Origin of the sequence: Brachybacterium sp. GCM10030267 (assembly GCF_042666875.1) — a bacterium.
GTDB lineage: Bacteria > Actinomycetota > Actinomycetes > Actinomycetales > Dermabacteraceae > Brachybacterium.
Map to the genome: position 1 here is coordinate 416,441 of NZ_JBHTCX010000012.1, position 23,001 is coordinate 439,441.

Annotated in this window: 22 protein-coding genes; 5 read left to right on the forward strand and 17 right to left on the reverse strand. The window is 70.8% G+C overall.

The window, feature by feature from the left end; translation table 11 throughout:
• Positions 1-22 precede the first annotated feature (22 nt).
• The 3 genes from ybeY to ACFQS2_RS12980 are packed head-to-tail and all read right to left on the reverse strand — an operon-like array spanning position 23 to position 1,902.
• Entirely contained in the window at positions 23-484 is a 462-nt protein-coding gene (gene ybeY, locus ACFQS2_RS12970) for an rRNA maturation RNase YbeY (RefSeq protein WP_377793990.1), read from the reverse strand.
• On the reverse strand, positions 481-1,533 hold the full coding sequence (locus tag ACFQS2_RS12975; protein ID WP_377016817.1) for a PhoH family protein: 1,053 nt from the start codon (positions 1,531-1,533) through the stop codon (positions 481-483). The genes ybeY and ACFQS2_RS12975 overlap by 4 nt, the downstream gene beginning before the upstream one ends.
• 6 nt (positions 1,534-1,539) lie before the next feature.
• Positions 1,540-1,902, reverse strand: a complete 363-nt coding sequence (locus tag ACFQS2_RS12980; protein ID WP_377793991.1) for a histidine triad nucleotide-binding protein — start codon at positions 1,900-1,902, stop codon at positions 1,540-1,542.
• A 104-nt stretch (positions 1,903-2,006) separates the two neighbouring features.
• On the opposite strand from ACFQS2_RS12980, the gene ACFQS2_RS12985 reads away from it, so the two are divergent.
• Positions 2,007-2,549: an NADPH-dependent FMN reductase gene (locus tag ACFQS2_RS12985; protein WP_377793992.1), complete on the forward strand. Its 543-nt coding sequence runs from the start codon at positions 2,007-2,009 to the stop codon at positions 2,547-2,549.
• A 57-nt stretch (positions 2,550-2,606) separates the two neighbouring features.
• Here the strand turns inward: ACFQS2_RS12985 and ACFQS2_RS12990 are convergent, their stop codons facing one another.
• The 3 genes from ACFQS2_RS12990 to hrcA all read right to left on the reverse strand — a co-directional run bounded on the left by ACFQS2_RS12990 (position 2,607) and on the right by hrcA (position 5,680).
• Positions 2,607-3,395, reverse strand: a complete 789-nt coding sequence (locus ACFQS2_RS12990) for a 16S rRNA (uracil(1498)-N(3))-methyltransferase (protein WP_377016811.1) — start codon at positions 3,393-3,395, stop codon at positions 2,607-2,609.
• Positions 3,396-3,424: 29 nt separating this feature from the next.
• The gene (gene dnaJ, locus ACFQS2_RS12995; protein WP_377016809.1) at positions 3,425-4,549 is read right to left on the reverse strand and encodes a molecular chaperone DnaJ; all 1,125 of its coding nucleotides are present in this window, start codon (positions 4,547-4,549) and stop codon (positions 3,425-3,427) included.
• A gap of 120 nt (positions 4,550-4,669) precedes the next feature.
• Entirely contained in the window at positions 4,670-5,680 is a 1,011-nt protein-coding gene (hrcA, locus tag ACFQS2_RS13000; protein WP_377016807.1) for a heat-inducible transcriptional repressor HrcA, read from the reverse strand.
• Between the two features lie 189 nt (positions 5,681-5,869).
• On the opposite strand from hrcA, the gene ACFQS2_RS13005 reads away from it, so the two are divergent.
• Together ACFQS2_RS13005 and ACFQS2_RS13010 are read left to right on the forward strand one after the other, a co-directional pair.
• Positions 5,870-6,766: a DUF3097 domain-containing protein gene (locus tag ACFQS2_RS13005; RefSeq protein WP_377793993.1), complete on the forward strand. Its 897-nt coding sequence runs from the start codon at positions 5,870-5,872 to the stop codon at positions 6,764-6,766.
• 128 nt (positions 6,767-6,894) lie between these two features.
• On the forward strand, positions 6,895-7,980 hold the full coding sequence (locus ACFQS2_RS13010) for a DUF4870 domain-containing protein (RefSeq protein ID WP_377793995.1): 1,086 nt from the start codon (positions 6,895-6,897) through the stop codon (positions 7,978-7,980).
• Positions 7,981-8,217: 237 nt separating this feature from the next.
• Here the strand turns inward: ACFQS2_RS13010 and hemW are convergent, their stop codons facing one another.
• From hemW to ACFQS2_RS13040, 6 genes are all read right to left on the reverse strand, one after another.
• Positions 8,218-9,447 (reverse strand): radical SAM family heme chaperone HemW, encoded by a 1,230-nt coding sequence (gene hemW, locus ACFQS2_RS13015; RefSeq protein WP_377793996.1) that lies wholly within the window; start codon positions 9,445-9,447, stop codon positions 8,218-8,220.
• On the reverse strand, positions 9,444-10,169 hold the full coding sequence (locus ACFQS2_RS13020; RefSeq protein WP_377793997.1) for an MOSC domain-containing protein: 726 nt from the start codon (positions 10,167-10,169) through the stop codon (positions 9,444-9,446). Before ACFQS2_RS13020 ends, hemW begins: the two co-directional genes overlap by 4 nt.
• Positions 10,166-12,052 carry a translation elongation factor 4 gene (gene lepA / locus ACFQS2_RS13025; RefSeq protein ID WP_377016797.1) on the reverse strand — a complete coding sequence of 629 codons (1,887 nt, stop codon included), beginning with the start codon at positions 12,050-12,052 and terminating at the stop codon, positions 10,166-10,168. Before lepA ends, ACFQS2_RS13020 begins: the two co-directional genes overlap by 4 nt.
• Before the next feature lie 142 nt (positions 12,053-12,194).
• Positions 12,195-12,845 (reverse strand): M23 family metallopeptidase, encoded by a 651-nt coding sequence (locus ACFQS2_RS13030; protein ID WP_377793998.1) that lies wholly within the window; start codon positions 12,843-12,845, stop codon positions 12,195-12,197.
• A gap of 10 nt (positions 12,846-12,855) precedes the next feature.
• Entirely contained in the window at positions 12,856-13,770 is a 915-nt protein-coding gene (locus tag ACFQS2_RS13035; protein WP_377016793.1) for an alpha-E domain-containing protein, read from the reverse strand.
• Complete coding sequence (locus tag ACFQS2_RS13040) at positions 13,751-15,619, reverse strand: circularly permuted type 2 ATP-grasp protein (protein WP_377793999.1); 1,869 nt, start codon at positions 15,617-15,619, stop codon at positions 13,751-13,753. Before ACFQS2_RS13040 ends, ACFQS2_RS13035 begins: the two co-directional genes overlap by 20 nt.
• A gap of 63 nt (positions 15,620-15,682) precedes the next feature.
• On the opposite strand from ACFQS2_RS13040, the gene ACFQS2_RS13045 reads away from it, so the two are divergent.
• Both ACFQS2_RS13045 and rpsT read left to right on the forward strand, forming a co-directional pair.
• Entirely contained in the window at positions 15,683-16,336 is a 654-nt protein-coding gene (locus tag ACFQS2_RS13045; protein ID WP_377794000.1) for a type II toxin-antitoxin system PemK/MazF family toxin, read from the forward strand.
• Positions 16,337-16,695: 359 nt separating this feature from the next.
• The gene (gene rpsT / locus ACFQS2_RS13050) at positions 16,696-16,962 is read left to right on the forward strand and encodes a 30S ribosomal protein S20 (RefSeq protein WP_377016787.1); all 267 of its coding nucleotides are present in this window, start codon (positions 16,696-16,698) and stop codon (positions 16,960-16,962) included.
• Between the two features lie 88 nt (positions 16,963-17,050).
• On the opposite strand, the gene ACFQS2_RS13055 is transcribed toward rpsT, so the two are convergent.
• The 5 genes from ACFQS2_RS13055 to ACFQS2_RS13075 all read right to left on the reverse strand — a co-directional run bounded on the left by ACFQS2_RS13055 (position 17,051) and on the right by ACFQS2_RS13075 (position 22,983).
• Positions 17,051-17,848, reverse strand: a complete 798-nt coding sequence (locus ACFQS2_RS13055; RefSeq protein WP_377794001.1) for a GNAT family N-acetyltransferase — start codon at positions 17,846-17,848, stop codon at positions 17,051-17,053.
• A complete protein-coding gene (gene holA / locus ACFQS2_RS13060) occupies positions 17,829-18,815 on the reverse strand; it encodes a DNA polymerase III subunit delta (RefSeq protein WP_377794002.1) in 987 nt (328 codons plus the stop codon). Before holA ends, ACFQS2_RS13055 begins: the two co-directional genes overlap by 20 nt.
• Positions 18,816-18,849: 34 nt before the next feature.
• Entirely contained in the window at positions 18,850-21,210 is a 2,361-nt protein-coding gene (locus ACFQS2_RS13065) for a ComEC/Rec2 family competence protein (RefSeq protein WP_377794003.1), read from the reverse strand.
• 30 nt (positions 21,211-21,240) lie between these two features.
• On the reverse strand, positions 21,241-22,191 hold the full coding sequence (locus tag ACFQS2_RS13070) for a helix-hairpin-helix domain-containing protein (protein WP_377794004.1): 951 nt from the start codon (positions 22,189-22,191) through the stop codon (positions 21,241-21,243).
• Between the two features lie 81 nt (positions 22,192-22,272).
• On the reverse strand, positions 22,273-22,983 hold the full coding sequence (locus ACFQS2_RS13075) for a vitamin K epoxide reductase family protein (protein ID WP_377794005.1): 711 nt from the start codon (positions 22,981-22,983) through the stop codon (positions 22,273-22,275).
• Positions 22,984-23,001 lie beyond the last annotated feature (18 nt).

Consider the following 23,001-nt stretch of genomic DNA (forward strand, 5'->3'; position numbering starts at 1 on the left):
GGACGCGGCGCGGGGTCGGCGGTCACCTCTCGCGCCGGGACGCGAGGAACGTCAGCAGCAGCTTGCGCTGGAGGTCGAACATGACGCGGCGCTCGTCCTCCTCCATGTGGTCGTATCCCAGCAGGTGGAGGATGGAGTGACAGGTCAGCAGCATCATCTCCTCGACGGCGCTGTGGCCGGCCGTGGCGGCCTGCTTCGCCGCGACGCTGGGGCACAGGACGACGTCCCCGAGCAGACCCTCCGGCGCCGGATGCTCGGGAGTGCCCGGAGTCAGCTCGTCCATGGGGAAGCTCAGCACATCGGTGGGCCCGGGCTCGTCCATCCACTGCACGTGGAGCTTCTCCATCGCCTCCTCGTCGACGAAGAGGATCGACATCTCGGTGGCCGGATTCAGGTGCATCGTCTCGAACACGAAGCGGGCGAGTTCGACGAACTCGCGCTCGTCGACGCTGGTGGTGGTCTCGTTGCGGATCTCGATGGTCATGATCCATTGCCCTTCGTGGCGCGGCGTCGGGATTCGCGGTTGCCGCCGGGGCCGACCTCCCAGCGTCCGTAGGCCTCGACGATGTCGGTGACGAGCCGATGGCGGACCACGTCGCGCGGGGACAGCCGGCAGAACGAGATGTCGCCGACGCCGGAGAGGACCTGCTCGACGACCCGCAGTCCGCTCTTCTGGGAGCCGGGCAGGTCGACCTGGGTGACGTCGCCGGTGACGACCATGGTGGAGTTGAAGCCCAGGCGGGTCAGGAACATCTTCATCTGCTCGGGCGTGGTGTTCTGCGCTTCGTCGAGGATGACGAAGGCGTCGTTCAGGGTGCGCCCCCGCATGTAGGCCAGCGGTGCGACCTCGATGGTCCCGGCGGCCATCAGCCGCGGGATCGACTCGGGATCGAGCATGTCGTGCAGCGCGTCGTAGAGCGGACGCAGGTAGGGATCGATCTTCTCGTTCAGCGAGCCCGGGAGGAATCCCAGCCGCTCCCCCGCCTCCACCGCGGGCCGCGTGAGGATGATCCGGTTGACCTCCTTGTTCAGCAGTTGCTGAACCGCCATGGCGACGGCGAGATAGGTCTTGCCGGTGCCGGCGGGGCCGATGCCGAACGTGATGGTCGAGGTTTCGATCGCCTCGATGTACTTCTGTTGTCCGAGGGTCTTGGGGCGGATGCTGCGCCCGCGGGAGGAGAGGATCGTGCGCGAGAGCACCTGTTCGAGCTGCTCGCCCTGGGCACGCTCGTCGCCGTACAGGTTCGCCGCGCGCTGGACGGCCTCGGCGGTGACGGCCTGACCGCTGCCGGCGAGTCCGATGAGACTGCGCATGATGTGCTCGCTGCGGCGCAGGGCGTCCTCGGTACCGCGCAGGGTGACCTGGTGGCCGCGCACGTGGACATCGGTGTCGGGGACGGCGTCCTCGAGGGCAGCCAGGGCCTGATCGTTCTCGCCGAGCACCTGGAACGGGCTGAGGTGATCGGGGATCGCCAGCCTCCGTTCATGCACCTCGGGGGTGCGGCCCGGGGGCGGGTTCACAGCATCAGTCAAAGTCGGTCACATCTCTTCTTCTGCGAGCGATCCGCCCGCGAGGACGTGCGCGTGCACATGGAATACGGTCTGCCCGGCGCTGGCGCCGGTGTTGAAGATCAGACGGAAATCGCCATCGCCCAGATCCGAGGCGACCTTCGAGGCGACGGAGGCGGTGCGGGCGAGCAGTTCGGGCTGTTCGGCCAGCTCCCTCACGTCGCGCCGGTGCCGGCGCGGGACCACGAGAACGTGCAGGGGCGCCTTCGGATGCAGATCCCGGAAGGCGATCACCTGATCGTCTTCGTACACGCGGTCCGAGGGGATCTCCTCGGCCACGATCTTGCAGAAGATGCAGTCGGGGTCGCGGTCGTCGGCGGCGATGTTTCCCATGCCCGAAGTCTACGGGAGCGGTACCGGCCGGGAGCGAGTCATCGCACACGCGGCGCGTACCAGCTGGCCATACCCCGGCCGATGTATGAGAACGTTCAATCATCATGACAAAGCTCGGAATCATCATCGCCAGTGCCCGCCCCAACCGTGTCGGGGAGCACGTCGCCCAGTGGGTCGCCGAGACCGTCGGCGACCGCTTCGACGTGGACCTCATCGACCTGCGCGAGGTCGCACTCCCCGCCTTCGACGAGCCCGTCGCCCCTCGGGCCGGTGGGGACAAGACGACCGCTCACGGCCGCAGCTGGGCGCAGCGTATCGCCGCGCTGGATGCCACCGTCATCCTCACCCCGCAGTACAACGGCTCCTACCCCGGCGCCCTGAAGAACGCGATCGACTTCCTCTACGCCGAGTGGAACGACCTGCCCACCCTGCTGATCGGTTACGGCTGGCGGGATGCGAACGAGGTGCTGCCGGTGCTGGAGGCGCTGATGACGCGCGTCGGCGCAGACGTGGTGGACACCATCGGGCTGGGCTTCGGCGAGGACCTCTCGGCCGAGGGCGAGCTGTCGGTCCGCGAGGAGAAGGTCGCTCAGCTGCACGAGGCCGCCGAGGCCCTGGCCGCCGAGGTTCCCGCGCACGCGGGCTGATCGAGGCTCCCGCGCGAGGTTCTCGCGCACCCTGGCTGGTCAACTCCCGCCGCAGGCTCAGCCCCAGCGCCCCACCAGGCTGCTGAGAACCGCGAGTGCCGCGGGACCGGCGGTCGAGGAGCGCAGCACCTCGGGACCGAGCAGGACGGAGCGGGCGCCCGCCGCATGCAGGGCGTCCAGCTCCTCCGGGGAGATGCCGCCCTCGGGCCCGACCACCACCATGATCTCCTCGGTGCCGTCCTCGCTCGCCCGGCGCAGCTGATCGGCGAGGTCCATCAGGCCCACCGATTCCTGCTCATGCAGGACCAGCACCAGCGAGCCGCCCTCGGTGCGCGACCTGACGTCGGCGACGAGCTCCTTGGTCGTCACCGGCTCGTCGACCGCGGGGATCCCCGCACGGCGGCACTGCTTCACGGCCGCTCGCACGGTCCCGGCCCAGCGCTGCCTGCCTTTGCGCAGCTTCTCCCCGCGCCAGACGGAGACGGAGCGCTGCGCGATCCACGGCACGATCCGATCCGCGCCCAGCTCGGTCGCGGACTCGATCGCCTGCTCATCGCGGCCACCGGTGGCCAGTGCCTGGACGAGGCTGAGCAGGGGCAGCCGCTGCACGGCCGGCGTCGGATCGGCCAGCAGCTCCAGCTCCAGGGCGTCCTTGTGCGCGACGGTCACCTCGGCGAGGACCTGCCGGCCGGGGGCGTCGGTGAGCAGCACCTGCTCGCCCACGCCGATGCGGGCCACCTTTGCCGCGTGCCGGCCCTCGTCGCCGTCGAGCGTGAGCGCCTCACCCGCGCGGGCGGCGGCAAGGGCATCATCGAGGACCAGGAAGCCGGGCGGGGTCGTCGGCATGGGCGCTCACCTCTCCCGTCGGCGCCGGCTCAGAACTCGCGCAGGCGGTCGCGGAGCTTGGCGAAGGGGCCGTGGCCGCGGCGGCGGGTGCTCTCGTCTCCCCGCATCGCGGCGAACTGCTCGAGCAGCTCCCGCTCCTCGTCGCTCAGCGAGGTCGGCACGGAGACGTCCAGGACGACGCGGATGTCGCCGCGGCGCTCACGGCGCAGCGGAGTCACCCCGAGGCCCTTGAGGGTGATCTCCTCGCCGGGCTGGGACCCGGGCTTGACGTCGATCTCCTCGGTGCCGTCGAAGGTCTCCAGCGGGATCGTCGCGCCCAGGGCGGCAGAGGTCATGGGCACGGACATGGTCACCACGAGATCGTCGCCGTCGCGCTCGAACATCTCGTGCTCGTTGACCGCGAGCTCGACGAACAGGTCGCCGGCAGGACCGCCGGCCTCACCGGTCTCGCCCTCGCCGCGCAGCTGGATGCGGGTGCCGTTCTCGACGCCGGAGGGGATGCGCACGGTCACGCTGCGCTCAGCGGGCGTGCGTCCGTGGCCCGAGCAGGCGGTGCACGGGGACTCGATGACGTCGCCGTGGCCCTCGCAGGTCGGGCACGGTGCCATGGTCACCATCTGGCCCAGCAGCGACTGGGCGACGCGCTGGACGTGGCCGCTGCCGTTGCAGGCGGTGCAGCGGGTGGGGCTGGTGCCGGGCTCGCAGCAGGAGCCGTCGCAGCGCTCACAGCGCACTGCGGTGCGGAAGGTGACCTCCTCCTCGGTGCCGAAGACGACGTCGCGCAGGTCGATCTTGACCCGGCGCAGGACATCGCCGCCGCGGCGCTGACGGGGCACCGGACCCTGGCCGCGGCCGCGCATGCCGGCGGCGCCGGCGAACATGTCGAAGATGTCGTTGAAGTCGAATCCGGCGCCACCGCCGCCGGGGAACCCGCCGCCCATGCCCGGGCCGCCGCCCATGTCGTACTGGCGGCGCTTGTCGGGGTTCGAGAGCGTCTCGTAGGCCTGGGAGACCTTCTTGAACCGCTCGGAGGCCTCGGGATCGGGGTTCACGTCCGGGTGGAGGGTGCGGGCGAGCTTCCGGTACGCCTTCTTGATCTCCTCGGTGGAGGCGTCGCGGGAGACGCCGAGGAGCTCGTAGTAGTCATCGTTCACGGTGAAGGATCCTTACCGGGGAGTCGGGGCGTCCGGGGGCCGCGGCGTGCGGCGAGCGGGCGCGGGGCGATGGGTGCTTGCGGTCGGGAACGCGGTGCGAGGCGTGCGCGCACGCGCGGGTCATTCGAGATACCGGGAGACGTACCGGGCGATGGCCTGGACGGTGGAGATCCCGCTGACGTAGTCCATACGACTGGGGCCGAGGATCGCCAGGTGCGAGCCGGCACCGTACCCGGCGCCCACCACGGCCGCCTGCTGGAGGACCTGGTCCTCCAGCTCCGAGCCGATGCGCACCTCGACGGACCCCGGCGAGGCGTGCATCTCGGTGAACAGCCGCAGCAGCACCAGCTGCTCCTCGAGCACGTCCAGCAACGGCTCCACATCCCGCGCGAAGTCCTCGGCGGAGCGGGCGATGTTGGCGGTCCCGGCGAGCATGATGCGGTCCTCGGCGCGGGTGGCGGCGAGGGCCGACAGCGCCTCGGTCACCTCCGCGACGGAGGCCTTGTCCGCGTGCGGGGTGACCTCCAGCAGGTCTGCCACGGGCCGCTCGAGGTCGGTGACCTCGCGGCCGGCGATGTAGCGGTTCAGCTGGTCGCGCAGATCCACGTAGAACTCGGCAGGCCGGGCGGCCAGCACCGGGACGGTGCGCTGATCGACGCGGCCGGACTCGGTGATCAGCACGATCAGCAGCAGGGACTCGGCGACCTTGACCAGCTCGACATGACGGATCCGGGCCTGGCGGCGCGCCGGGTACTGGACCATCGCCACCTGCTGGGTGAGCTGAGCCATCAGCCGCACCGTGCGCCCGAGCAGCTCCTCGACGTCACCGGCGTCCTCGAGCAGGGTCTGGATGGCCCGGCGCTCGGGGGCCGAGAGCGGTTTGACCGTCGCCACGTGGTCGACGAAGGCGCGGTAGCCCTTGTCCGTGGGAACCCGGCCGGCCGAGGTGTGGGGCTGATGGATCAGCCCCTCCTCCTCCAGCACCGACATGTCGTTGCGCACGGTGGCGGCGGAGACCTCGAGCTCGTGCCGCTCCAGGAGGGACTTGGAGCCCACGGGCTCACGCGTGGAGACGTAGTCCTCGACGATCGCGCCGAGGATCTGCAGCTTCCGGGCGTCCGTGTCCCTCACCTCCTGCTCTGCGTACGGAGATCTCGATCTCGATGTCGGCTTCCGGCCGGTGCTCGAGCCGCTCGCGGGCCGACGGGCTCCTGGACGCCGACGGACCACCGGGAGCGAGGCTGGCACCTACCGTTGCCGAGTGCCAATCCTACGCGTCCCCGGCGGGGCTCGCAGGGAGGTGTTCGCCACCGGTGTACGGTGTCGCGCGTGCCTGCAGCATCCGATCGCTTCCCTGACCGGTACGGCTCCGACGTGCTCTCCTCCGGTCCGCCCGCTCATCATCGCCGCCGCCCCGTGGCCCGTGAGGTCGCCGCGCAGCGCGACCTCGTCGTCGAGGAGGCCTCGACGGGCTTCACCGGGGCCATCACCCGCGTCGAGAAGATCGCCGGTGAGCTGATCGTCGAGCTGGAGGACGGCCGCGGCAAGCGCCGCACCTTCCCGCTGGGCCCCGGCTTCATGATCGACGGCAAGCCGGTCGTGCTCACCCGTCCCGCGCCGCGCAGCCAGGCCCCGGTGCGCAAGCGCTCCGCGAGCGGCTCGGTCTATGTCGAGGGGGCGAAGGCCCGCACCGCGCGCGCGTCGCGGATCTGGGTCGAGGGCACCCACGACGCCGAGCTGATCCAGAAGGTGTGGGGCCATGACCTGCGCATCGAGGGCATCGTCGTAGAGCAGCTCGAAGGCGCCGACAACCTCGTCGAGCGGGTCCAGGACTTCGGGCCGTCTGCCGGCCGCAGGCTCGGGATCCTCGTGGACCATCTGGTGCCCGGCTCCAAGGAATCGCGGATCGCCGCCGAGGTGATGAGGCTTCCCGGTGCGCGGGGCAACGTCTCCGTGCTCGGGCATCCCTACGTCGATGTGTGGCAGGCGGTGCGACCTGCTCGGGTGGGCCTGACGACGTGGCCCCACATCCCCAAGGGCACCGACATCAAGGTCGGCACGCTCGCCGCGCTCGGCTGGCCCCACGCGGACAAGGCAGACATCGGCCAGGGCTGGCAGCGGATCCTGGCGGCCGTGCGCTCGTACGCAGATGTCGAGCCCTCTCTGTCCGGACGCATCGAGGAGCTCATCGACTTCGTGACGGTCGACCCCAGCTGATTCAGCGGGGGAAATCCCCCACCGGACCCGGCGGTTCGCCCTGGAGACCTGGGCCACTGCGCTCGTTAGGCTGGTCGTGTCAGCCCGACGCCGGCCCGAGGGGCCGGCCCGTCCTCGAAGAGGGAATCATGAGCCAGACTCCGCATCCACACGATCCGTTCGGCACCGAGCCCGCCACTCCGGCACCCGGCTCCGATCCCGCTCCGGCCGACGGCAGCTCGCACGAGGAGACCGGTCAGTCCGTGCCCGGCGCGGGCCCTGCCGAGGCCTCGCAGTCCGCGGCCGCTGACGAGGCCGGCGCCGGGCAGACCGAGGCGTCGCCTCGCGGTCCCGCCGGCGACGAGGAAGTGGGCAGCCCCACCTCGGATCCGGCCCTGCACCCGCACGACCCGTACGCGTACGACGCCGGCTCCCAGGCCGCGGCCACCTCGCCCGGAGGAACCGCCTCGGTGCCGCCCGCCCAGGACCCTTCGGCCTCCGGACCGGCAGGCGCACAGGACCCGTACGGGGTGCCCGCTTCACCCGCTGCCCAGGATCCGTATGAGGTCCCGCCGTCGGCAGATGGCCAGCCCCACTACGCCGCGCCGGCTTCCGGTGCCGGCGCCGGTGCCGGTGCCGGTGCCGGACAGGGTGGCTACCCCGGCGGTGTCCCCGGCCAGAGCGGCCCGCAGAACCCGTACGGCGCGCAGGGTCAGCCCGGCGGTCAGCACCAGTACGGTGCCCAGGGTCAGTACGGGCAGCAGAGCCACGGCGCTCAGGGCGGAGCGCCCGGAGCGGCCGACCTCAACACGCCGCCCCCGGGAATCAAGGGCGTGCACGATGGCCCGCTGAGCGGTCAGCCGATGCAGGATTCTGATGCCAGGACGTGGGCTCTCGTGGTCCACCTCGCCGCCCTGCTGCAGTTCGCGATCCCGTTCTTCGGCGGCCTTGTCGCGCAGATCGTCCTGTTCGTGATCTTCAAGGATCGGAACCGGTTCGTGCGCTACAACGGCGCCGAGGCGCTGAACGGCACGATCGCCGCCATGATCACGTCCTTCGTCCTGGGGATCGCCTTCGCGATCATCACGGTCATCACCCTGGGGATCGGGTCGTTCCTGTTCGGTCTGCTGTTCATCCCCCAGGTGGTCCAGGCGATCTTCGCCATCATCGGCGCGGTGAAGGCATACCAGGGCGAATGGTGGAACTACCCGGTGAACCTGCGTCTGGTGAAGTGACGTCCCGGCCCGGTCCGCGGACCGGGCCGGCCGTGACCGTCAGCGGGACGTGGATCGCATCTGCCGCCCTATACACCGGGCACCCTCGATTCACGTCCCGTCGGTGGTCACCAGCTACGACGAACGCGGCGCACACAGCAGAACGAGCAGCATGACGTCACTCCAGGCGCCGGCATCACGGTGCTCGCGAAAGCGGCATCGCGTCGTTCCCGGCGCCAGCGCGCTGCAACCGTCGGCTCAGGACACGAGGTCGCGGATCACCGCGTCGGCGAGCAGACGACCCTGACGAGTCAGCACGGCACGTCCCTCGGTCAGCGCTTCGGGCTCGAGATGGCCCCGGTCGCGGTGGACGGCGAGCATCGCCCTGGTCTGCTCGGGAACGGCCTCCACGGCCAGCCCGTCGGCGATCCGCAGTTCGAGCATGATCCGCTCCACGGCGCGGTCCTCGTCGGGCACCTGCTCCGAGTCGGCGACCGGGAGGGAGCCCTCGGCCAGGGTGGCCGCGTACCGGCTGGGATGCTTGAGGTTCCAGGAGCGCAGCCCGTCGCGATGACGGTGCGCGCCGGGGCCGATCCCCCACCAGTCGCCGCCCCGCCAATAGGCGAGGTTGTGCCGCGAGCGCTGCTCGGGGGTGCGCGCCCAGTTCGAGACCTCGTACCAGTCGAGCCCCGCCGCGACGGCGAGGTCGTCGACCAGCTCGTACTTGTCGGCCATGTCGTCGGGATCCGGGGCCTGGAGCTCGCCGCGGCGCAGCTGACGGGCCATCGCCGTATTGCCCTCGATGATCAGCGAGTACGCGGAGAGATGGTCGATGTCGCAGGCCAGGGCGGCCTTCACGGATGTCTCGACGTCGGCGAGGGTCTCCCCCGGCGTGCCGTAGATCAGATCCAGGCTGACGTCGAGCCCGGCTTCGCGGGCCCAGGCCACCGCCTGCGGAACGCGCTCGGGGTCATGCGTGCGGTTCAGGGTGGCCAGCACCGAGCGCACGGCGGACTGCATCCCGAAGGAGACGCGGGTGATGCCGCCCTCGGCGAGTCGGGCCAGGGACTCCCGGGTCACGGAATCGGGGTTGGCCTCGGTGGTCACCTCGGCGTCCTCGGCCAGCGAGATGAGGCCGCGGAGGTGATCGAGCATCGCGACGAGATCGTCGGCCGGCAGCAGTGTCGGCGTGCCGCCGCCGAAGAACACCGTGGAGACCCTGTCGTAGGTGTACCCGGCGGCCGCGTCCTCGGCGAGGGTCAGATCCATCTCGGCCATGGCATTGGCGGGGTACTCCGCCTGCGAGCCGCCGCCGCCCAGCTCGGTCGCCGTGTACGTGTTGAAGTCACAGTAGCCGCAGCGGACGGCGCAGAACGGCACATGGATGTAGACCGACAGCTCGCGCCCGGGGCGCGGTGAGGAGGTGGCAGTGCGCGCCGGGGCGGTGCGGGCCCCGGCCGTGGCGGCGCCGGTGTCCAGGACTGTCATGCCGCGGCCGGTGCCAGACGTTCCACCCGCCGCTGCAGCTCACGGTGCAGCGCGATGCCGGAGCTGCGTGACCAGTCCGCCAGGCGACGGGCCTGGTCCCGGTCCCGCGCTCCGCGGTAGACGCCGGCGACCGTGATGCCGTGGCCCGGGGTCTCGTCGACGACCATCGCGTCGCCGGCCCTGATGGCGCCCGGCCTGAGCACCCGAAAATACACGCCCGTACGGCCGCGCTCGTGGTACATGGCGCGGAAATCATCCCGGCCGATCCACCGGGCGAACGTCGCGCACGGGGTGCGCGGCGCGGTCACCTCCAGCAGAGCGGTCCCGACCCGGACCCGCGCCCCGAGCTCGAGATCGTCCACGGCAAAGCCGCCGACGTGCAGGTTCTCGCCGAGGGAACCGGCAGGGACCTCGCGGCCCAGCACCTCGGCCCAGTGCGCGGATTCCGCGGCGTCGAGAGCGTAGACGGCCTGGTCGGCGCCACCGTGGTGCTTGCGATCGGCCTGGACGTCGCCGTACATGCCCAGCTCCGCGACTGGCACCGGCCCGTCGACGGGGCGCTTGTCGATGCCCGTGGTGCCCACGCTGCCCGGATCGGGCCGGAGCTGGGAGACGACGCACACGGCCTCGATGGTCCCGGCGGAACCGGCCGGCAGAGTCGGGGACCCCGCGATATCGGTGACGAGGGAGGTGGTGGCGAGGGAGGTATCGGGAAGGGTCACTTCTTCTTGCCGTCCTTGGCCTTGCCGTCGCCGCCGCTGGCGCCGTCGGAGGACAGGGCCGCGATGAAGGCTTCCTGCGGAACCTCGACGGATCCGATGTTCTTCATGCGCTTCTTGCCCTCCTTCTGCTTCTCCAGGAGCTTGCGCTTGCGGGAGATGTCACCGCCGTAGCATTTGGACAGCACGTCCTTGCGCATCGCGCGGATGTTCTCGCGGGCGATGATCCGGGCGCCGACGGCCGCCTGGATGGGCACCTCGAACTGCTGGCGCGGGATGAGGTTCTTCAGCTTCCCTGCCATCTCGACGCCGTAGCCGTAGGCCTGGTCCCGGTGCACGATGGCGCTGAACGCGTCCACGGGTTCGCCCTGGAGGAGCATGTCGACCTTGACGAGGTCGGCGGTCTGGGAACCGGCCACGTCGTAATCGAGGGAGGCGTAGCCGCGGGTGCGCGACTTCAGCTGGTCGAAGAAGTCGAAGACGATCTCCGCCAGAGGCAGGGTGTAGCGCAGCTCGACGCGATCCTCGCTGAGGTAGTCCATGCCGCCGAGGTTGCCGCGCTTGGACTGGCACAGCTCCATCACGGCCCCGATGAATTCGCTGGGCACGAGGATGGTGGCCTTGGTGATCGGTTCGCTGATCTCGCGGATCTTGCCGCTGGGGAAGTCCGAGGGGTTCATGACCTCGACCTCGGTGCCGTCCTCCATCACCACCTGGTACACGACCGACGGGGCGGTGGAGATGAGGTCGAGGTCGAACTCCCGCTCCAAGCGCTCACGGATGATCTCCAGGTGCAGCAGTCCCAGGAAGCCGACGCGGAAGCCGAAGCCCAGCGCCGTGGACGTCTCGGGTTCGTAGTTCAGGGCGGCGTCGTTCAGCTTCAGCTTGTCCAGGGCATCCCGCAGCACGGGGTAGTCCGAGCCGTCGATCGGGAACAGCCCGGAGTAGACCATCGGCTTGGGCTCGGAGTAGCCGGCCAGGGGGTCGGTCGCGCCGCGCACGGAGCTGGTGACGGTGTCACCGACCTTGGACTGGCGCACGTCCTTCACCCCGGTGATCAGGTACCCGACCTCTCCCGGGCCGATGCCCTGCGTGGGCTGGGGCTCCGGGGAGCTGACGCCGATCTCCAGCAGTTCGTGCTGCGCCCGGGTCGACATCATGGTGATGCGCTGACGGGACGTCAGGGACCCGTCGAAGACGCGGATGTAGGTCACCACGCCGCGATAGGTGTCGTAGACGGAGTCGAAGATCATCGCGCGGCAGGGGCCGTCCGCGTCCCCCGTCGGCGGCGGAAGCGTCTTGACGAGATGATCCAGGAGGTCCTCGACCCCGAGCCCGGTCTTGCCGGAGACGCGCAGGACGTCCGCGGGATCGACGCCGACGAGCTGGCCGATCTCGGCCGCGTACCGCTCGGGGTCCGCGGAGGGGAGGTCGACCTTGTTCAGCACGGGGATGATGGTGAGGTCGTGCTCCATGGCGAGGTACAGGTTCGCCAGCGTCTGGGCCTCGATGCCCTGGGCCGCGTCCACCAGCAGGATCGCGCCCTCGCAGGCGGCCAGCGACCGGGAGACCTCGTAGGTGAAGTCGACGTGGCCGGGGGTGTCGATCATGTTCAGCGCATAGTTGACGCCGTCGACCTGCCACGGCATGCGCACGGCCTGGCTCTTCACGGTGATGCCGCGCTCGCGCTCGATGTCCATCCGGTCGAGGTACTGGGCGCGCATGGCGCGCTCCTCGACCACGCCGGTCATCTGCAGCATGCGGTCGGCCAGCGTCGACTTCCCGTGGTCGATGTGCGCGATGATGCAGAAGTTGCGCAGGCGCTCCTGGGGTGTCGACGCGGGAAGGATGTCCCGGGCCTCGTCGGCCGCGATCCTCGGGGTCACCGGCTTACGTCCTCTCCTCGTTCGTGGTCCCCCGCACAGTCACGGGGCATCGGTTCATCGTCTCATGAAGGGCCGCGGCCTTCCCGCCCCATCCCCGGTCACAGGTGGACGTCACATGCCCGGGCAGCGCCCGGGCGGCCCGTCATCCGGCGTCGACGACCTCGCCGTTCCGGGGCAGCCCCGCGGGGCAGACGGCCGGCGGGAAGCTGAAGGGAACGGGACCGGCGGCCGACGGGTCGGCGGCGTCCATCGCCTGGAGATGCAGGTGCGGTTCGGTGCTGTTGCCGGAGTTTCCGCACCGTCCGATCTGTTCACCGGCCCCCACGGTCTGCCCGGGGCGCACGGTGACGCTGCCGCGCCGCAGATGGCACAGCGCCACGAACACCGCGGGGCCGGGACGCTCTGCCCGCAGGATCACGTGGTTCCCGGCCAGCGCGGGCCATCCCCCTGCTGCTCGACGCGCCTGGGTCAGGGCGTATCCGATCGAGGGGATGCCGCGGTGTGCCGCATGGTCCTCCGCGGCGTCACGGATCGCGTGGACGGTCCCTGCCAGCGGTGCCAGCACCGGCCTGCCGAAGCCGGGGAACTCCGCCGGCGCCTGGGGCCGGAGCAAGGACATGACCGTCACGGGAGCGGTCCGGTCGCGAGCACCGACCGGGACCAGGTCGATCGAGTGCGCGAGGGCGAACAGCTCGGTGCCGTGACTGGGCACCCGGTTCGCCGGGCTGTTCTGCGTGAGCCAGCGCCCCCGGACGGGCAGGGAGAGCACGAGCCGTGCCGACGGTGGCGTCACGACGACTCGCTCAGTTGGCCGGATGGAAGTAGGTCGTCCCCAGCGCGCGGGTGACGGCACCGGTGACCATCTGCAGCTGCTCCATCTCGTCCTCGAAATCCGCCACGATGTCATCCAGCGACCGGAAGCGCAGGCTCGCCGCTGCGCGGCCGACGATGCGGCGGCCCGGTTCGGACGTGCCCATGCGGTCGAAGGAGTTCCCGTGCAGCTTGGCCAGGGTCTCGAGGGCTTCGTCCACCTCCAGCAGACAATGCGCCGCCGAGCGCGGGAAGATCGAATCCAGCAGCAGGAACTCGATGGCATGGGAGGCTCGCACCCGCCCGCGGTAGGAGCGGATGTAAGCCTCATGGGCGCTGCAGCTGCGCAGCAGCATCACCGTCGCGGCATCGGAGGAATCCTCCAGGTCATGGGCTTGAAGGATGCGCGCCGACATGTCCACGCGCTCCAGGAGCTGGCCGATGCGCAGGAACAGCCAGGCCTCGTCACGGGTCATCGAGGCATCCACCAGGCCGTTGACCACCGCGCAGCGGTCCTTGGCGAACTGGAAGGCGCCGTGCATGCGGGAGGGTCGGACCCCGCGGGGCATCCCCAGCGAGGTCGTGTTCAGCGATTCCCACACCTCCGTCGAGAGCACTTCGCGGGCGCCCCGGGCGTTCTCGCGCGCGGTCTGGAGGGCCCCGGCGACCGACGAGGGATTCTGCCGGTCGGTCACCAGACGGTCGAGCACGCGCTGGACCGTGAGATCGCTCTGCTCGATGTCCTGGACCCCGAAGATCTCGTAGACACGGTCGCAGGCGAGGGGGGCCTCGTGGGTCGCATCCTCGGTGATCGACTGCAGCTTCACGTCGAGGATCCGGGCCGTCTGATCGGCGCGCTCGACGTAGCGGCCGATCCAGAACATCGAGTCAGCGATCCTGCTGAGCATCGTCGGCCCCCTTCTCGCTCTGGCGCTGGTCGGTGGCGGCGGACGGCTCCGCCCCGTCAGGATCACTGCCACCGGGCGGCTGCAGCCCGTCCGCCTCGCCGGGGCCCGCCGGCTGCGAGCCGTCTCCCGCGGGCTCGGTGGTGACGATGCCCGGAAGGTCCTCGGCAGCAATGCTCTGCCCCTGGACTCCGTCCGCTCCGGCGAGCTCCGACTCCGGGGCGTCCTCCGCATCGATGATGGGGATGGCCGACGTGACGGGGTCCGGTTCGCGCCGCTGCTCCTCGGAGGCTTCCTCCCGGGGCGGGTCGTCGAACTCCTCGTAGTTCTCATCCAGCGGATCCTCGATGGGCTCCTCCTCTCTCGCCAGGGCGCGGGCCTCCGGGGCGGCCGGGGAGGGCACGGGCCGCTCGGCGGCGAGCACCCAGGTGTCCTTCGAGCCGCCGCCGCGCGAGGAGTTCACGATCATCTCCCCGCGCGGAAGAGCCACGCGGGTCAGTCCTCCGGGCAGGACCCACACGTCGTCCCCGCCGTTGTTCAGGGCGAAGGGTCGCAGGTCGACGTGGCGCGAAGCGGGTCCCTCGTCCACCAGCGTGGGGATGGTGGACAGCTGGACCACGGGCTGGGCGATCCAGCCGCGCGGATCGGTCTGCAGCCGTTCGCGCAAGGTGTCCAGTTCCGTCCGGGACGCGGCGGGACCGATCACGATGCCCTTGCCGCCCGAGCCGTCGACAGGTTTCAGGACCAGTTCGTCCAGACGGTCGAGAACCTCGGCGCGGGAGTCGGGCTCCTCGAGGCGCCAGGTGTCGACGTTGGGGATGATCGGCTCCTCTCCCAGGTAGTAGCGGATCAGCGCCGGGACATAGGTGTAGGTGAGCTTGTCGTCGCCGATGCCGTTGCCGATCGCGTTGGCGACGACGACGTTGCCGGCGAGGATCGAGCGGACCAGTCCCGGCACGCCCAGCACGGAATCGGGACGGAACACCTCGGGATCCAGGAAGTCGTCGTCCGTGCGCTTGTAGATCACATCCACCCGGCGCAGGCCGGCGGTGGTGCGCATGTAGACCCGGTCGTTGCGCTCGACGAGATCGTCGGCCTCGACGAGGTCCACCCCCATCGTGCGCGCCAGCAGCGAGTGCTCGAAGTAGGCGCTGTTGTAGCGGCCCGGGGTGAGGACGACGACGGTGGGCTCCTCCCCCGCCGTATCCGGCGCCGCCGCCTGCAGCGCGCCGAGCAGGCGGCCCGGGTACTCGCCCACCCGGCGCACGGGACGGTGGGCGAAGAGTTCCGGGAAGGTCTGGGCCATGGCCCGACGGTTGGACAGGACGTAGCTGACGCCGCTGGGAGTGCGCACGTTGTCCTCCAGCACGCGGAACTCTCCATCGCCGTCGCGGACCAGATCGATGCCCGAGATGTGAATGCGCACGCCGTTGGGCGGGCGATAGCCCCGCATCGGCTCGGCGATGTACGTCGAGGAGGACACCAGCTTCTCGGGGATCACCCCGTCGCTGATCGCCCGTCGATCCGTGTACAGGTCGTCCAGGAAACGCTCGAGGGCACGCACGCGCTGCGCGATGCCGCGAGAGACACGGGCCCATTCCTCGGCGGCGATGACCCGCGGGATCGCGTCGATCGGGAAGGGTCTCTCCTCCCCGGCGTAGTCGAAGGTGATGCCCTGGTCGAGGTAGCTGCGGGCCAGCGACTCCGAGCGCGCGCGGAACTCCTCCAGGCCCAGCCCGGCCAGAGCCGAGTGCAGCGCGCTGTACGTAGGGCGCACCGAGCCGTCGGACGCGAACATCTCGTCCCCGCCCGAACTGGTCTCGACATGCTGGAACAGAGAGGTGGCCGACATGCCTACCATCTAACACCGTCACCTCTTCCGACGCGGGCACCCCTCGCCCGGGAATCGAGAACCATGTCTTTGGCCTCCCGCTTGTCCTCGGTGCTGCGCATCGCCGCCCGCTCCCCCGCCGTCCGCCGCGGCGCACGCAACCTGGGGCGTTCTGCGATGCGCGCGGTCCAGGATCGCCGCGGCGGCTCCGCCGGTCCGTCGGCCTCGAGAGCCCCTGCGTCCGCGGGCGGTTCGCCCGCCTCCGCGCCCGGCGGTGAGAGCTCGCTCGCTCTCGCCGACCGGGACGCCTCTCAGCCGATGTCCTTCTCGTATGCGCCGCGCCCCGATGATCGCCCGGATCCCGGGGAGATCGTCTGGGCATGGGTGCCGTTCGAGGAGGACAGCAGTCAGGGCAAGGATCGTCCGGTGCTGGTCCTCGCCCGGGAAGAGGCATCCGCGGGAGGACGTGACGGATCGGGTGAGGTGCTGATCGCGCTGATGCTCACCTCTCGCGATCGCGCCGCCTCCGGTGGTGTGAGCACCGACGAGTACGGCTCGACCTGGGTGGACATCGGCTCCGGGGACTGGGACAGCCAGGATCGCGATTCGGAGGTACGGGCCGATCGGCTGTTGCGCCTGGCCCCGGATTCCGTGCGCCGCGACGGCGGGCGCCTGGATCGCTCCCGCTTCGAACGGGTCGCCGCCGCGGTGCGGGAGGTCCACGGCTGGCGCGGATGAGCCCGCAGGCTGGAGTGAGCACCACCGGGGACGGTGAGCATCACCGGTGCCAGCGCCGTCACCGCGTGTTCGACGGCATGACCTGGAGCGACACGCAGGAGACACGGCGCACACCCGATTCGTGCAAAGGGGCGGCTCTGGTAAGGTCGTGACCCGTATGTGTGACATACCGTTCGGTGTGCGCACGCCGTCGTCTTCTCCGTGTCGGAGTTCGGCGGTTCGTGCGACCCGGGCGAGTACCCGGGGCAGCGACCCGGTACCGGCGTCTCCAGGCGAATCCCCACCGCCGTCCCCGCCGGTCCCGTTCCTCGGCCGCCCCGGATGATCCAGCACAAGAGCAGCACAAGAGAAGAGTCTTCGTGGCAAACATCAAGTCCCAGATCAAGCGGAACAAGACCAACGAGAAGGCGCGTCTGCGCAATCGGGCCGTGAAGTCCGAGCTGAAGACGTACACCCGCAAGGTGAAGAACGCCGTCTCCACCGGTGACGCGGATGCCGCCGGCGAGGCCCTCAAGACGGCCTCCCGCAAGCTCGACAAGGCCGTCTCCAAGGGCGTCATCCACCGCAACCAGGCCGCGAACCGCAAGTCCGGTCTCGCCAAGCTGGTCGCCGACGTCCAGAGCTGACGCCCCGGGATCAGCTGATCGAAGAGCCCCGCATGCCAGGCATGTGGGGCTCTTCTGTGTCGATGGGTCTTTGTCGATGGGTCTTTGTCTACGACCTCGTCGTCCAGGAAGTGCCTGCCGACGACTGACGCTCTGGCGACAAGCCGCCGGCCGACTGCTCGACGGAGACTGGATCGGCGCCCGCCTCGAGCAGAGCCGTCAGATTCGGGTCCACTGAGGATCCGTCCGCGTACCGGTGGACCAGTGTGCAATCATCCAGCCACCGGCCCCGACGGCCGAGCACCGCTTCCCGCTGGGTGCCCTCCAGCCGGTACCCGTTCTTGCGCAGCACCCGGAGGCTCGCGGTGTTCTCCGCGAAGACCATCGCGATGATGCGCCGGATGCCCAGATCCTCGTGGAGAAACCGGGTGAACTCGCCGACGGCAGTCGCCGCGATCCCCTCTCCATGGTGGTCGGGATGGACGGCGTACCCGAGCTCCATGTCCCATACGGGCGCCTCCCGGCCCAGCGCATGAGGGCGTCGGATCCGCCCGCCGATGTCACCGACGCCCTTGCCCTCGCGCTCGATGACGCACAGTAGAACGTCCTCCCGCGCCAGTCGGGAGGCGAGATCTGCGCGGGTCTCGGCCCATGTCGCCATGGAGCGGTCGGTGTACTCCTGGGTGACTGGGAGTCGCCAGTACTCATGCAGCACTTCGGCGTCCTCGAGCCTCGCCGGCCGGATGCGCAGCGCACCGGCGGTCAGCGGCCAGGCCGCGTCCTCGAGACCGTGCAGCGGCGAGTCGCCGCCCGCAACGAGCGGCGGGGTGCCCACAGAGACCGGTGCGGACAGGTGAGACAGCGCTGCCTGCGCCTGATGGGGCCGCTCAGCGGGCGCGGCGGGCACGGCAGATCTCCATCACCATGCGCTGGACCGACCACCGCGGGTCGCGGCCTGCGCCCTTGACCTCGTGATCGGCGCGAGCGACGGCCTCGAGGGCACGCGCCAGTGAGCGATCCGTCCATGAGCGCGCCTCACGGGCGAGGTTGCGCAGCATCCAATCCGGCATACCGAGGGTGCGGGCGTTGGCACCGGGGGCGGTCACCTTTGCCAGCGAGCGCATCTTCGAGGCGATCGCGGCGACGATCGGAACGGGATCGGCGCCGGCGAGCTGTGCCTGCTGCAGCAGCTGCAGGGCCTCCTGCTCCCGCCCGGAGATGGCGGCGTCCGCGACGGCGAACGCGGTGGATTCGACCCTGCCGGCGGTCAGCGCGTGCACGTCCTGGACGCTCACTGCGGGAGCCGGAGCGCCCTCCTCCGGAGTGGTGTCCTCGACGAGCTGGCGGCTGATCGCGGCGAGTTCGGCGAGGTCCGTGCCGAAGGCGTCGACCAGGGCACCGATCGCGTCGGACTGGATGCGCCGCTCGGCGCGTGCGAACTCGGCCGCGACGAAGGCCTGTTTGTCGCCGTAGCGCTTGACCGGGCTCGCATCGACCCGGGGCACCCCCGACTTCTTGAGAGCGTCCAGCAGCTTCTTGCCGCGGTTGCCCCCGCGGTGGACCAGCACCACGTTCACGTCGGGCTCGGGGCTCTTGACGTAGTCCAGGATCTCGGCCACCAGCGCGTCGGGGGCCGCCTGCACATCGGGCACGAGCACCAGCCGCGGCTCGCCGAACAGCGACGGGCTGGCGACCTGGGTGAGGGCCCCGGCGGTGGCGGCCTCTCCGGAGAGGTCGTGGACCGCGACCGAGGGATCGGCCTCCTTGGCCAGGCCGCGCAGGCGCTGCACGGCGCGGTCCGCGATCAGGGTCTCGGTGCCGTGGACGAGCACCACCGGTGCGAGGGCGACACTGTGCCACTCGACATCGCTCACGGGAGCTCCTCACTGCTCGGGGACCTGGTCGATCCTAACGGGCCGGGCCGACGGACCGCGGCGCGGCGGGGTCCTCGGTGGGCAGGATGACGGTGCCGTCCTCGTCCGTGCGGACCTCGCGGGTGTCGGAGACCGCCAGCAGATCCAGCAGGGTCGGGGTGGGGTGGCCGAAGGTGTTCTCGGCACCCACGGTGATCAGGGCGAGATCCGCGTCGAGATGCTCGTACAGCTGCGGGGACTGACGGCGCGAGCCGTGGTGGGCGACCTTCACGATGTCCGCCGGGCCCGGGTCGAGGCCGGCGAGCTCCTGCTGGGCGGCCGGCTCGAGGTCGCCGAGGGACACCAGGCGGGTGCCGCCGGCCCAGGTGGCCGAGAGGGCGATCGAGCAGTCGTTGGCGTTGTCTCCCTCGCCCGCCCCGGACTCGCGGGCGGAGGCGGAGATCGCACCGTCGGCGGAGACGGGCCACAGCACCTCGAGGACGAGCCCGTGCTGCTGCCACGTGTCCCCGGTGGTGGCCACGCCGGTGGGCACATCGGGAACCACGTCGTCGGTCGCCTCCGGGATGGGACATATCCATTGCCCTGCCGGCGCCCGGGCACCGGTGAGGGCGCCGAGGCCTCCCGTGTGATCCGCATGGGGGTGGGTCAGGACGAGCAGATCGATGCGGGTGATCTCCAGCCGGTCCAGGCAGCGGCGCAGCGGGGCGGGCTCGGGGCCGGTGTCGATGAGCACGGTGGCGGTCCCGGACGGCGTGTGCGAGCGCAGCACGACGGCGTCGCCCTGGCCGACGGCGCACACGGCGACGAGCCAGGGCGGCGACGATCCGATCGGCGCGATGCGCCCGATGCTCGGGGCGAGGGCGACGACGAGCAGCGCGGCCGAGATCCATCTCACCGCGGGCGAGCGCCGAGCGGCTATCGCCGTCGCCACCCCGGCCACCACTGCGAGAGCGAGCACAGCCCCCGTCGCTCCCTCGGGCACGGCGATGCGTGACCCGGGCAGGGAATCGGCTGCCCGGGCGATCAGCAGCACCAGGTGGGCGCCGCCTGCCGCCGCCGTGTTCAGCGCGACGGCGGCGGCGGGCCAGATCGTGCCGATCACGAGCGCCATCAGTCCGAGCACGGTGGTGGGGGCGACGAGCGGACCCACGAGGATGTTCACCGGGACGGCCCACAGTGAGATCTCCGGGGTCAGCAGCACCAGCAGGGGTGTGCAGATCAGCTGCGCCACCAGCGGGACGGCGACCACCAGCGCGAGGGGACGGCCGAGGCGGCCGCCGCTGGCATCGGTGATCACCGTGGCCAGCGGCGGGGCGGCCACCAGTATCGCTGCGGTGGCCAGCGCCGAGAGCAGGAACCCCACGGACGCGGCGGTGACCGGATCGAGCACCGACCACAGGGCCACGGTCAGTGCCAGGGACGCCACCGCTGAGGCGCGGACCCCGGCGAAACGAGCCACCAGCAGCGGGGTCGCCATGGTCGCGGCCCGCTGCACGCTGGGTTCGTCGCCCACCAGCCAGACGTATCCGGCCAGGACGGCGGCGGCGAGCAGCAGACGCGGTCGGCGTCTCACTCCGCACAGCAGCAGCACCCCCAGGACAGCGGCGAGTACGAGGGCGATGTTGGCACCGGAGACGGCGACCAGATGCGAGATCCCGGCCCGCCGCATGGTCTCCTCGGTCGCCTCCCCCATCCCGGTGGTGTCCCCACTGGTCATGCCGCGCACCAGCGCGGCCTCGTCGGCCGGGAGGTGAGAGGTGGCCGCTCGGGCCTGGTGGCGCAGCTGCTGGCGAGCGGCCTGCATGGCCCCGGAGACTCCGGCGGTGGCCACCGGAACGGCTTCGCTCGCGCTGAGGACGGTCAGGTTCCCGCTGCCGCTCAACACACCCCGGACCCGGATCGTGTCGCCGTCGCGCGCCTGGGAGAGTCCGTCTGCGGCGCGGGGTGCGGCGCGGAGCAGTACGGGGAGGGACGCGGGCAGCTGGACGTCGTGCCGGCCCAGAGTCGCAGGACCCCGAACGGTGCGGGTCATCACCTGCATCCCGCTGCGTGACCAGGCGGGGCCGGAAGCCGGTGGGGCGGGATCGGCCCCGGCCACGACGTTCAGCTCCACCACCAGAGCGTCCTCCGCGGCCTCCGCCAGCAGGTGGTCCGTCTGCCCATGGCGCTGCAGCGCAGGGAACAGCAGTGCCCCGGCCAGGACGAGAATGCCGAGGTGGGCGAAGAGGACGTGGACGGCACGGGAGCCGCCGGCGAGCATGATCGCGCTCAGCGCGAGCGCGACGATCACCGCGCCCGCGGCGACAGCTGCCGCGGTACTGACCAGAACGCCCAGCACCGCGAGGATCCAGATGCAGGCGGCGGCGGGTATCAGTCGCAGGTCGGCGTGCTTCACGGGGTGCCGGTCGGGTCGGCGCCGAGGTGGTCATACGCTCGCGTGCTCACGGATCTTCTCCAGGGTGGCGGGCCCGATCCCGGAGACCTCGAGCAGCTCGTCGACGGACTCGAAGGGCCCGTTCTTGTCCCGGTGCTCGATGATCCGCTGACTGATCGCCGGGCCGACTCCGGGCAGCTGCTCGAGGTCAGCGGCGTCGGCCGTGTTCAGATCCACGGGCGCGGTGGAACCCGACCCGGAGCCGCTTCCGCCGGATCCCTCGGTGTCTGCGGAACCGGAGCCGGCGGCCGAGGGAGCGGGTACGGAAGGGGGATCTTCTCCAGGCCGTGGGACATGGATCTGTTCGCCGTCGGCGACAGGGCGGGCGAGGTTCACGGCGGAGAGGTCGGCCTCCGAGGTCGCTCCTCCGGCGGCCTGGAGTGCATCGTCGACCCGCGAGCCCTCCGGGAGGGTCACCACACCGGGAGATTCGACCGCGCCGGCGACGTGGACGACCAGGCCGCCGGACGGGTCGGTGCCCTCGCCGCTCCGGTCGCCGTCGGCCCCGGTGCTGCGGTCCCCGGGTTCCGTCGTCTCCGAGCCGCCAGCGTTCCCGGCGTCCCCGGCATCGGAGGAGTCCGACGGACCGCTCGGGGGCTCTCCCGGCCCCTCACTCCCGCCGTCGGCATCGGAGGCGGGCTCGTCATCCCCTCCGTCGAGTCCGCTGTCCTCCCCACCCGGACTCGGATCACCGGCGGCCGCCGGCTTCTCGTCCTCCAGCGGCACGGCGGAGCCGGCGCTGGAGAGGTGGATGACGCCGATCCCGATCAGGACCAGCACGGCGATGCCGACGAGGGCCGAGGGCGCCGGGGACGGCAGGGAGAAGCGGCGCTCGGGACGCGCGTCGCGGTGATCCCGGCGTTCGATGAGCGCCTGACCGCTGCGCCGGTGCCTTCCCGCGCGGCCGCGCCCCGTCGTCCCGGATCGTCCGTGTGCTCCCATGGCCGCGACCCTAGGGAGGCGGGAGAGCCCCGGTCAGCGCCGGGTGCTGAATTGGGGACGCAGATGCTCTGGGGAGGAACCTCAGCCCAGGCCGAGCATCATCAGCCACTGACGGTGGAACGCTGCCAGGATCACGAGGACGACCAGCACGTACCAGGCGATGGTCAGCACCACCCAGCGGCGCAGCACGCCCGCCAGGGGTCCGGGCACTCGCAGCTGACCGCTCTCGACGGTGTGCGCGAGAGTGGAGAAGAACATGGGCGCGGTGACGGTCCAGATGACCATGCACCACGGGCACAGCGCCTTGATGACGAAGATCGTCGAGATCGCCAGGAAGTGGATGTAGCCGAAGGCGAACGTCATGCCTCCCAGGCGAGCCCAGCGGAACCACGCGGGCAGGGCGCCGCCGCTGAGCATGAGCGATCCGACAACGCCCATGATGGCGAAGCCGGCCAGCCCGATCGCCTGGTTGGGGATGCCCAGTGCTGAGGCCTGCCAGGTCATCATCACATTGCCGCAGGAGATGAACGGGTTGATGTCGCAGGCCAACGAGGCGCCTGGGTTCGCGAGCAGGTACTCCTTGTCGATGGTGAGCATCAGCGCGGCGATCCAGCCGATGAGGCCGCCGAGCAGCAGTACAGCACCGGTCAGCCGGGAACCCGCGCGGGACCTGGCGGTGCGCTCGGCCGCCAGCTCCGCGTCGATCTCGGCCAGCAGCTCCTCATCGCTCGCCTCGGCGCCGGCGGTCCGGTCGGGGCCTGCAGACCGTGCGGCGGAGTCGTTCTCACTCATGTCGGCGCTTCCTCCGTG